Here is a 9,191-nt window from a genome sequence, read left to right as displayed (position 1 = left end):
GGGGCCGAGGGCAACATCCTCCCGGCCGCCGAGCTGTCGCCCCAGACCAACCCCCTGCCGTAAGTGTGCGGCCGGGTGTGCCCGCAGGATCGTCTGTGCGAGGGTGCGTGCACCCTAAACGACGGCTTCGGCGCGGTGACCATCGGTTCGGTCGAGAAGTACATCACCGACACCGCATTCGCCATGGGCTGGCGCCCGGACATGTCCAAGGTCAAGCCGACCGGCAAGCGTGTCGCAGTGATCGGCGCGGGGCCTGCGGGCCTCGGTTGTGCCGACGTGCTGGTGCGTGGCGGCGTGACCCCGGTGGTGTTCGACAAGAACCCGGAAATCGGCGGTCTGCTGACCTTCGGCATCCCCGAGTTCAAGCTGGAAAAGACTGTGTTGAGCAATCGCCGCGAAGTCTTCACCGGCATGGGCATCGAGTTCCGCCTGAACACCGAAGTGGGCAAGGACGTGACCATCGAGCAACTGCTCGAAGAATACGATGCCGTGTTCATGGGCATGGGCACCTACACCTACATGAAGGGCGGCTTTGCCGGTGAGGACCTGCCGGGCGTGCACGACGCGCTCGACTTCCTGATCGCCAACGTCAACCGCAACCTGGGCTTTGAGAAGTCGCCGGAAGATTTCGTCGACATGAAAGGCAAAAAAGTTGTGGTACTCGGTGGCGGCGACACGGCGATGGACTGCAACCGCACGTCGATCCGCCAGGGCGCCAAGTCGGTGACCTGTGCGTATCGTCGCGACGAAGCCAACATGCCGGGCTCGCGTAAAGAGGTGAAGAACGCCAAGGAAGAAGGCGTGAAATTCCTCTACAACCGCCAGCCGATTGCGATCGTCGGTGAAGACCGCGTCGAAGGCGTGAAAGTGGTCGAGACCCGTCTCGGCGAACCGGACGCCCGTGGCCGTCGCAGCCCCGAGCCGATCCCGGGCTCCGAAGAGATCATCCCGGCTGACGCCGTGGTCATCGCCTTCGGTTTCCGTCCAAGTCCGGCCTCGTGGTTCGAACAGTTCGAGATCCAGACCGACAGCCAGGGCCGCGTCGTAGCCCCGGAACAAGGCAAGTACAAGCACCAGACCAGCAACCCGAAAATCTTCGCCGGTGGCGACATGGTTCGCGGTTCTGACCTAGTGGTGACGGCGATCTTCGAAGGGCGTAATGCCGCTGAAGGGATCCTGGATTACCTGGGCGTCTGATCACTTTCCAGAATTGGAATGGGATTAATTGTGGGAGCGAGCCTGCTCGCGAAAGCGGTGGATCAGCCAACAGAGATGTTGAATGTGAAGCCCTCTTCGCGAGCAGGCTCGCTCCCTCATTGGTTTCAGGGTGTTGCCAAACACCGCATTCCACCGCGACAAATTGACCCGATAGACAAAAGGTGCGGCGCTTGCCGTGCCTTTTGCGTCGCGCTCTGAGAAAATGCCCGCACTTTTTTTCCGGATGCCGACATGACTGCCCTGAAGAACGACCGTTTCCTTCGCGCCCTGCTCAAGCAACCTGTAGACGTCACGCCGGTATGGATGATGCGTCAGGCCGGTCGCTACCTGCCTGAATACCGCGCCAGCCGTGCCAAGGCCGGTGACTTCATGAGCCTGTGCATGAACCCGGAGTTCGCTTGCGAAGTCACGATGCAACCGCTCGACCGCTACCCGCAACTGGACGCGGCGATCCTCTTCTCCGACATCCTGACCATCCCGGACGCCATGGGCCAAGGCCTGTACTTCGAAACCGGTGAAGGCCCGCGGTTCAAGAAAGTCGTCAGCACCCTGGCCGACATCGAAGCCCTGCCGATCCCGGATCCGCACAAAGACCTCGGCTACGTGATGGACGCGGTCAGCACCATCCGCCGCGAACTGAACGGCCGCGTGCCGCTGATCGGCTTCTCCGGCAGCCCATGGACCCTGGCCACCTACATGGTCGAAGGCGGCTCGTCGAAAGACTTCCGCAAGACCAAGGCCATGCTCTACGACAACCCGCAAGCCATGCACCTGCTGCTCGATAAACTCGCGCAGTCGGTCACCAGTTACCTCAACGGCCAGATCATGGCCGGCGCCCAAGCGGTGCAGATCTTCGACACCTGGGGCGGCAACCTCTCGGCGGCGGCGTACCAGGAGTTCTCCCTGGCCTACATGCGCAAAATCGTCAGCGGCCTGATCCGCGAACACGAAGGCCGCAAAGTTCCGGTCATCCTGTTCACCAAGAATGGCGGGCTGTGGCTGGAAAGCATTGCTGATTCCGGCGCGGATGCATTGGGCCTGGACTGGACCTGCGACATCGGCAACGCCCGTGATCGCGTCGGCAACAAAGTCGCGCTGCAGGGCAACATGGACCCGACGGTGTTGTACGCCAAGCCAGAAGCCATTCGCACCGAAGTCGGCCGCATCCTCGCCAGCTACGGCAAGGGCAGCGGCCACGTCTTCAACCTCGGCCATGGCATCACCCCGGAAGTTGATCCGGAACATGCAGGCGCGTTCCTGCGCGCGGTGCATGAGTTGTCGGCGCAGTATCACGAGTGATCGTCGCCCAATAAAAAACGCCCGGCTTATGCCGGGCGTTTTTGTTTGAGATACCAGACCGTACGCGGTCAATGTGGGAGCGAGCCTGCTCGCGAAAGCGATGGATCAGTCGACATCATTGTTGAATGTTCAACCGCTTTCGCGAGCAGGCTCGCTCCCACAGGGGGGGATTTTGGTCAGGCCTTTACACCGCCCAGCGGCGGCAACTTCGCCAATTTCAACGCCACCAACAACGCAATCACCAACAACCCACCAATAAACAACCCGATCCCGTTCCAGCCGCCAAGGTGCCAAAACACCCCGCCCGCCGTGCCAGCAATGCTTGACCCGGCGTAGTAGCTGAACAGATACAGCGACGAAGCCTGCCCCTTGGCCTTGATCGCCCGGCGCCCGATCCAGCTACTCGCCACCGAATGCGCACCAAAGAAACCAAACGTGAAGATCAACATGCCAATGATCACCAACGGCAGCGGCGTGAACAGGGTCAGCGCCAGGCCCGCGAGCATCAGCACAATCGTCGCCCACAGCACTTTGCGCCGACCCAATTTATCCGCCAGCGAACCAATCTTCGCCGAGCTGTAAATCCCCGACAGGTACACCACCGAGAGCAGCCCGACAAAGGCCTGGTCCATGTTGTAGGGCGCAGCCAGCAGGCGATAGCCAATGTAGTTGAACAGCGTGACGAACGCGCCCATCAGCACGAAAGCCTCAAGGAACAGCAGCGGCAGACCAGCGTCGCGGAAGTGCATGGTGAAGCCGTCGAGCAGGCTGCGCGGGTGCATCGAGCGAGCGCGGAAGTTGCGTGATTCCGGGAGGATTTTCCAGAACACTGTCGCCGCGATCAGCGCCAGGCCACCGATCACCAGCATCGCCGTGTGCCAGCTCACAAAGTCGATCAATACGCCCGTGATCAAGCGTCCGCTCATCCCGCCAATCGCGTTGCCGCCGATGTACAGCCCCATCGCCAGACCGATGTGCTGCGGATGAATCTCTTCGCTCAAGTAAGTCATGGCCACCGCCGCCAGGCCGCTCAACGACAACCCGATCAGTGCGCGCATGATCAACACACCTTCCCAAGAAGGCATCATCGCGCTGGCCATGGTGCACAACGCAGCGGCGAACAACGCCGTCACCATCACCGGTTTGCGCCCGACCCGGTCAGAAATCGGCCCGGTGATCAGCAAACCGATGGCGAGCATGCCAGTGGCCACCGACAGAATCAGGCTGCTCTGGGCCGCGTTGATCGAATATTCGTGGGACAGCAACGGCATCATCGGCTGCACGCAATACAGCAAGGCGAACGTCGCGAAGCCGCCGGAGAACAGCGCCAGCACCGTGCGCATGAACATCGGCGTGCCTTTTTCGATGTAGATCTCGTTCAGCTCGGCGACGACATCGTCCAGCACAGTGGGCGGAACTTCATGGGCGAGTGGGGCGACAGCAGTTTTCACTTCGGACCTCGGAGGGCGCAGCCGGTCAGGCAATGAAAAAAGCATATAGCTGCCTAACGATTCAATCCAATATATTATTCGACCTGTTTAAGAGCTTTAACGACCTAATGGAGTTTTCATGGAATTGCGCCACCTGCGCTACTTCATCGCCGTCGCCGAAGAACTGCACTTCGGCCGCGCCGCCCAAGTGCTCGGCATCTCCCAGCCGCCGCTGAGCCAGCAGATTCAGGCACTGGAAGCCGAGGTCGGCGCGCGGTTATTCGAGCGTACCAATCGTCGGGTCGAACTCAGCGAGGCCGGTCGGTTGTTTCTGGAAGAGGCGCGGCTGGTGCTGGCGCAAGTCGACAAAGCAGCGGATGTCGCCCGTCGGGCGCAACTTGGCGAGTTGGGCGAACTGAAGATCGGCTTCACCTCGTCGGCACCGTTCAATTCGACCATTCCCCAGGCGATCTTCTCGTTTCGCCAACGCTTCCCGGCGGTACATCTGAATTTGCGGGAAATGAGCAGTACCCAAGTGGCCGACGCGTTAGTGGATGAATCGATCGAAGTCGGGATCATGCGACCGCTCGGCTTGCCGGATTCTCTCAGCGTCGTGGAATTGATGCGCGAGCCACTGGTGGCCGTGCTCAGTTCCAAGCATCCGCTGGTCAACGGCAGCGAAGAAGGCCTGTTCCTGTCAGCCCTTGCCCTCGAACCTTTCGTCTTTTTCCCACGCAGTTATGGCAGTGGTCTGTACGCCCAGTTGCTGAGCCTGGCGCGGGATGCCGGTTTCAGCCCACACTTCGCACAAGAGGCGGGCGAGGCGATGACCATCATCGGGTTGGTGGCGGCAGGGTTGGGGGTGTCGGTGTTGCCAGCGTCTTATCAGCGGATGAGGATTGATGGCGTGGTCTATCGGCCACTGCTCGATCCGGAAGCGGTGTCGGCGGTGTGGCTGGTGCAGCGCAAGGACCAGAAATCGCCGATGGCGAAGGCGTTTGTGGAGTTGTTGACGAGGAAGGTTGAGCCGTTGAAAGCGTGACCGCTTCGCGAGCAAACCTGCTCTCACATTGAATATTCTGATTTGCATAAAAAGTGTGCTCGGCACCGATCCCCTGTGGGAGCGGGCTTGCTCGCGAAGACGTCTACCAAGGCACCAAAAATCCCTCTGTCAGACGTCGGCAGCCGTACCAACTCCCGCAGTACTCAGAAAAAAACGGGTGACCTCGTAAGATCACCCGTTTTTTATCCTAGGCAGAAACCTGTGCCTGCAATCGCCGCCCGATCACATCCATCAAATCGCAACCATCGCGCAATGACGTCACCAATACCCGCGCCAATTCACTGTGAATACCTTCGCTAAACGCGATGTTCTCCAACAGTTGAGTCGCGGTGCGGATGCGGTAAGCCGCTGTATCGTGCAACACATCCAGCGGTGCTTGTGTATCGATCACCAGCGACGGGATGGTGCAGTCGATACCGGTGATGGGCATGTATCTGTCCATGACAAAAAACCTCCATTTGAAAAAGAACGCGATAGCTCAGGCATTGCTGGTGGGCGGGGTCCCACGTGATCCATCCGGCAGCTCCAGAATGTCCAGCGCCCGTTTAACCAGCATCTCGGCCAGTGAGGCCAGTTGGCATGGTCGAACTTTTTTGTCAGGGAAACGCGATGTTCCAGGGATTTTACTTTTCCTTGAATCCCGGCAGCCCCTGAGCAATACGCCACTTCTTTACGGTCTGTGTGATCCCTTCATTTGAGTGGTCTGCACCCTCTTCGGGATAGTAAATGAGATCGGTGCCGTCAGGATGCTCTGTAATTTTGCAGAATTGTCTTAACAAAGGATCGAGCGTTTCGTCAGGTGCACTTTGGTTAGCGGCCTGGATTTTCTGCATGAGTTGAATAAACGCTGCTTCGGTATATTCAGAAAAATGTTCCATAATTTACCCGGTCACTCGTCCTTGAACCCCGGCAACCTCTCAGCAGCGCGCCATTCCTTTATTGTTCGTGTAACTCCTTTCGCGGAATTATCTGCACCTGGCTCTGGATAAAAAATTAGGTCACTACCATCCGGGTGTTCGGCCAGCTTCCTGAACTGTACCAGTATCTCGCCGAGCTCTTCGTCAGCCCCCTCTTTGTTGATGACGCGTATCTTTTGAATGAGCTTGATGAACTCTTCTTCGGTGTAATCGCCAATGGCCGCCATGTGGTGCCTACTTTTCCTGTGTTGATTGATACGGTTATTAGGGGCATGCGAAGGTTTTCTATGTGCTAGACCGCGCCACCATCGACAATTCTCTCTATGTGGTGCCAGTCACTTGTCTTTAAAACCCGGCAACCCCTCAGCAGCACGCCACTCCTTGATCGTTCTATTTATCCCTTCCGCAGAATCATCTGCATCATCCTCCGGATAGAAAACCAGGTCAGAGCCAGCAGGATGTCCACAGATGGCGTTGAAGTGATGCACAAGCTTGTTTTCTTCTTCATCGCTTTCATTGCTTATTATGATGCGCATCAGCAGTCTGATGAGCTCGACTTCGGTGTAACCGTTAATTTCTAATTTCATTTAATCTTGGTATTTTTAAATACAAACTCCAGCATTATTCCTGCCTCATTCAATACCGCCGCCGCCCGATCAATAAAAATACGGCTTGCTCAGATAGTTGATATTTTCCTGTAAGCCTTATGACCGGTGACTTGCCTTTGGAGGGTGGATAACTCTCCAAGAGTTGGCCGCTTTCAATGAATGCGATGTAAGTGTTTATTTTTTCCTAAAGCAGCAGGTGTTCTCCTTCTTCGGATTTTTCCCAGCTGAGGTGGTCTGCAATTACCAGAAACACCTTGTCGGGGTCCCAGTCAGGAACCGCGCAAATATCGACGACTTTTGTTTCCAGAATTGACATCGCTTTTCCGTCAGTGGGTAGGTTTGTCGGGCCTGGCTGATGAGCGTAGTCAGGACGCGTCTAGCACGAATTCCAACTCGATACCTTCGCCACGTAAAACCGATGCTGCCCGGCCAATGAATGTTTCAGCCTCCAGCGATAAAGGGTACTTACCCATCACTCGAATGACGGGCGACTTCCCTTGGGCTGTCGGAATGTTGGTGAAGATTTCACCACTTTCAATGAACGCAATGTAGGTGTTGAGTTTTGCCTGGAGCATCAGCAAATGGTCGCCCTGCTCCGTTTTCTTCCAGTCCATGTGATCGGACACGGCTAAAACAATCTTGGTCGGATCGTCCTTTGGAATACCCCACATATCGATAATTTGCGTATCTACTACGGACATAGTGATTTCCTTCAGGGTGTAGGTTTCGGCCGAGATATCTCGACCCGAGTAGGCGGAAGTGTTGTCCCTCCAGGAAACCCTGGTTTTCCTTTCCCAACTATCGTCCCGCCACTCTGCTCGATTTCACGAAAGCCTGACCGCTGATTACGGGTTAAAGGCGCCGTTTCAGAGGACTTGCACTCAACACATGAGATTTCACCTGTCGAGTCGCGGCCGATCATATCAAGCCTGGTTCGTATACCGCTTTGAGTCTTGACCGTGATTTGCTGACCGGACTCTTCCATATTTTTAGAGAACTTGTCGTAGGCCTCTTCTTCATAGGCCGCGCCGGCAGCCTTGTTTTTCTCAAGCTGCGTGCTGAGCACGATATAAATCGGCGCAAGCCCCGGGTTCTCCCGAAACCAGATAATCGCATCCTGATAATCGGGCGGATGCTCCGGGTTCTCCAGTATCTTGTTGGCTTGCTCGGTGGGTGGATACACCCACACCGTCGGCAATGAAGGGGCGCCTTCCAGTGCGGGAATGCCCTGGACATCATCAGGATTCGCCGCGGGCGTCCAGATCAGGTCAATCCCTTTGCCGATGTTGGCAACAAACTTTTCGCCTTCCTTGTCGGCTCCGATGACCCGGACAAATTCCCACTCTTTTTTCCCACCCGTGTAGAAACCGTAAGCGTTGACCGAACCATCGGGCAGTGTTTTCGCGTTGATGCGGACACGGGTTCGCCCCATCTCCAATTCGGCGTACTGCTCGTTTTTATAAAAGGCACTGTCGGGGGAAAGACTGGTGTTGGGCATCAGTAGCGCAACGGTTCCGACTGTTGCGCTCGCCGCCACTGCGGCTGAGCCTTCCAATAGGCGAAGGGCGAGGGAACCGCCGAGGCGTTGGGCCATGGTGCTGTTGGTTGCCGAACCGGCCACCCATTTGAGCGGCAGACCTTCTGCTGTAATCGCCGCGTCGGTGCCCAGTACGGCCCACGATCCATAGTTGGCGAGTCTTTCGAGCGGGACGAAACCGGCAGGGTTGTTGTGGTCGATGACGCCGTCCAGCAGGTCGCAGCTTTTGGCGAACACGCAACCGTTGATAGCGGTTTGCTTGCGTATTTCGGATTGCCGGACAAAGCGCTCCTCATACGCTTGTTGTCGAGCGAGCATTGCTTCGTAGGATTTTTGTCTGGCGTCACGTTCGGCCAGTTCGGTCGGGGTCATGTCTCGCAGGTAGCGAATTCCGATTCCACTACCGCCGCCACCCGTTCCAACTTTCCAGACTTGGGGGATGTCCTTGTCGCGCGCCATAGATGCCTTTCTATGTGTGGCTGAGAAGCGTTGAAACTACCCGCGAGGCTCCGGTGCTGGCGTTAGGACGTTTCCCAAAAGCGGCGCTGAAATTTCCTATTTCATATTGTTGCTGGCGGGATCGCCCTGTAGGGGATTCAGTAGTCGATCACGCTGGAAACGAACAAAAAAAAGGGCGCCTCAAAAGGCGCCCTTTGTCATGTCTGATGTTACTGAACCTTCACCAAATCCCCTTTCAACGCAACACCCGCCATGATTGCCCCGGCATGGCATTCATAGTTCTTGGCGTCTTTGCGCTCATTGCTCTTGTAGTAACTCACAATGTTGGTCACCGCATTCGCCCCGGCGCTTTTGGCAGCCTGGAACAAGCTGATGATTGCCGATTGCGCGACCCATTCGCAGGCGACTTCGTCGGTCTTGTTGAAGGCGTTGGTTTTCTTGTTGGTCACGGAACCGGCGGTGAGGACGGTGATGTTGCCGGCCGGGTTGTTGCCGGCCAGGTAGAACTTGACGCTGCCATCGATTTTGCCGGTGCGGGTGGCTTCGGCGACGGCTTTGTCGAAGGGCAGGTACACCGGGGTGTCACGGGCCTGGCTGACGGCGGGAATGGCGCAGATCAGCAGGGTGGCGGCGGCAGCGAGTTTCTTGAAGTGCATGGAG

The 9,191-nt window shown here is 57.1% G+C and carries 10 protein-coding genes and 2 pseudogenes; 3 read left to right on the top strand and 9 right to left on the bottom strand.

Annotated features, from left to right (window positions below):
* Window positions 1-1,197: pseudogene (locus tag ACIQY3_RS32495) on the top strand (FAD-dependent oxidoreductase); the annotation flags it as partial.
* Window positions 1,198-1,449: 252 nt separating this feature from the next.
* On the top strand, window positions 1,450-2,517 hold the full coding sequence (gene hemE / locus ACIQY3_RS32490; RefSeq protein WP_403028284.1) for a uroporphyrinogen decarboxylase: 1,068 nt from the start codon (window positions 1,450-1,452) through the stop codon (window positions 2,515-2,517).
* A 176-nt stretch (window positions 2,518-2,693) separates the two neighbouring features.
* Here the strand turns inward: hemE and ACIQY3_RS32485 are convergent, their stop codons facing one another.
* Complete coding sequence (locus ACIQY3_RS32485; protein WP_403028281.1) at window positions 2,694-3,968, bottom strand: MFS transporter; 1,275 nt, start codon at window positions 3,966-3,968, stop codon at window positions 2,694-2,696.
* A gap of 118 nt (window positions 3,969-4,086) precedes the next feature.
* Between ACIQY3_RS32485 and ACIQY3_RS32480 the strand changes: the two genes are divergently transcribed.
* Complete coding sequence (locus ACIQY3_RS32480) at window positions 4,087-4,989, top strand: LysR family transcriptional regulator (protein WP_163907885.1); 903 nt, start codon at window positions 4,087-4,089, stop codon at window positions 4,987-4,989.
* A 208-nt stretch (window positions 4,990-5,197) separates the two neighbouring features.
* Here the strand turns inward: ACIQY3_RS32480 and ACIQY3_RS32475 are convergent, their stop codons facing one another.
* The 8 genes and pseudogenes from ACIQY3_RS32475 to ACIQY3_RS32440 form a co-directional block, all read right to left on the bottom strand.
* Window positions 5,198-5,452 carry a hypothetical protein gene (locus ACIQY3_RS32475; protein ID WP_403028277.1) on the bottom strand — a complete coding sequence of 85 codons (255 nt, stop codon included), beginning with the start codon at window positions 5,450-5,452 and terminating at the stop codon, window positions 5,198-5,200.
* Window positions 5,453-5,633: 181 nt separating this feature from the next.
* Window positions 5,634-5,888, bottom strand: coding sequence for a bacteriocin immunity protein (locus ACIQY3_RS32470; RefSeq protein ID WP_403028274.1), 255 nt, complete (start codon window positions 5,886-5,888; stop codon window positions 5,634-5,636).
* Between the two features lie 11 nt (window positions 5,889-5,899).
* Complete coding sequence (locus ACIQY3_RS32465) at window positions 5,900-6,154, bottom strand: bacteriocin immunity protein (RefSeq protein WP_403028271.1); 255 nt, start codon at window positions 6,152-6,154, stop codon at window positions 5,900-5,902.
* Window positions 6,155-6,262: 108 nt separating this feature from the next.
* Window positions 6,263-6,514: a bacteriocin immunity protein gene (locus ACIQY3_RS32460; protein ID WP_403028268.1), complete on the bottom strand. Its 252-nt coding sequence runs from the start codon at window positions 6,512-6,514 to the stop codon at window positions 6,263-6,265.
* Between the two features lie 49 nt (window positions 6,515-6,563).
* Window positions 6,564-6,851 (bottom strand): annotated as a pseudogene (locus ACIQY3_RS32455) (DUF6572 domain-containing protein).
* A gap of 49 nt (window positions 6,852-6,900) precedes the next feature.
* Window positions 6,901-7,236 (bottom strand): DUF6572 domain-containing protein, encoded by a 336-nt coding sequence (locus ACIQY3_RS32450; protein WP_403028266.1) that lies wholly within the window; start codon window positions 7,234-7,236, stop codon window positions 6,901-6,903.
* An 11-nt stretch (window positions 7,237-7,247) separates the two neighbouring features.
* A complete protein-coding gene (locus tag ACIQY3_RS32445; protein ID WP_403028263.1) occupies window positions 7,248-8,531 on the bottom strand; it encodes an S-type pyocin domain-containing protein in 1,284 nt (427 codons plus the stop codon).
* 209 nt (window positions 8,532-8,740) lie between these two features.
* Window positions 8,741-9,187 (bottom strand): excinuclease, encoded by a 447-nt coding sequence (locus ACIQY3_RS32440; RefSeq protein WP_403028260.1) that lies wholly within the window; start codon window positions 9,185-9,187, stop codon window positions 8,741-8,743.
* Window positions 9,188-9,191 lie beyond the last annotated feature (4 nt).

Origin of the sequence: Pseudomonas sp. NPDC096950, assembly GCF_044762525.1 — a bacterium.
Taxonomy (GTDB): Bacteria; Pseudomonadota; Gammaproteobacteria; order Pseudomonadales; family Pseudomonadaceae; genus Aquipseudomonas.
The sequence above is the reverse complement of the archived record's forward strand: the minus strand, read 5'-3'. Positions and strand labels throughout refer to the sequence as shown.

Bases quoted from the DNA above. Each gene is read 5' to 3' on its own strand.
- hemE (WP_403028284.1), top strand. From the start codon at position 1,450: ATGACTGCCCTGAAGAACGACCGTTTCCTTCGCGCCCTGCTCAAGCAA.
- ACIQY3_RS32480 (WP_163907885.1), top strand. From the start codon at position 4,087: ATGGAATTGCGCCACCTGCGCTACTTCATCGCCGTCGCCGAAGAACTG.
- ACIQY3_RS32475 (WP_403028277.1), bottom strand. From the start codon at position 5,452: ATGGACAGATACATGCCCATCACCGGTATCGACTGCACCATCCCGTCG.
- ACIQY3_RS32470 (WP_403028274.1), bottom strand. From the start codon at position 5,888: ATGGAACATTTTTCTGAATATACCGAAGCAGCGTTTATTCAACTCATG.
- ACIQY3_RS32465 (WP_403028271.1), bottom strand. From the start codon at position 6,154: ATGGCGGCCATTGGCGATTACACCGAAGAAGAGTTCATCAAGCTCATT.
- ACIQY3_RS32460 (WP_403028268.1), bottom strand. From the start codon at position 6,514: ATGAAATTAGAAATTAACGGTTACACCGAAGTCGAGCTCATCAGACTG.
- ACIQY3_RS32450 (WP_403028266.1), bottom strand. From the start codon at position 7,236: ATGTCCGTAGTAGATACGCAAATTATCGATATGTGGGGTATTCCAAAG.
- ACIQY3_RS32445 (WP_403028263.1), bottom strand. From the start codon at position 8,531: ATGGCGCGCGACAAGGACATCCCCCAAGTCTGGAAAGTTGGAACGGGT.
- ACIQY3_RS32440 (WP_403028260.1), bottom strand. From the start codon at position 9,187: ATGCACTTCAAGAAACTCGCTGCCGCCGCCACCCTGCTGATCTGCGCC.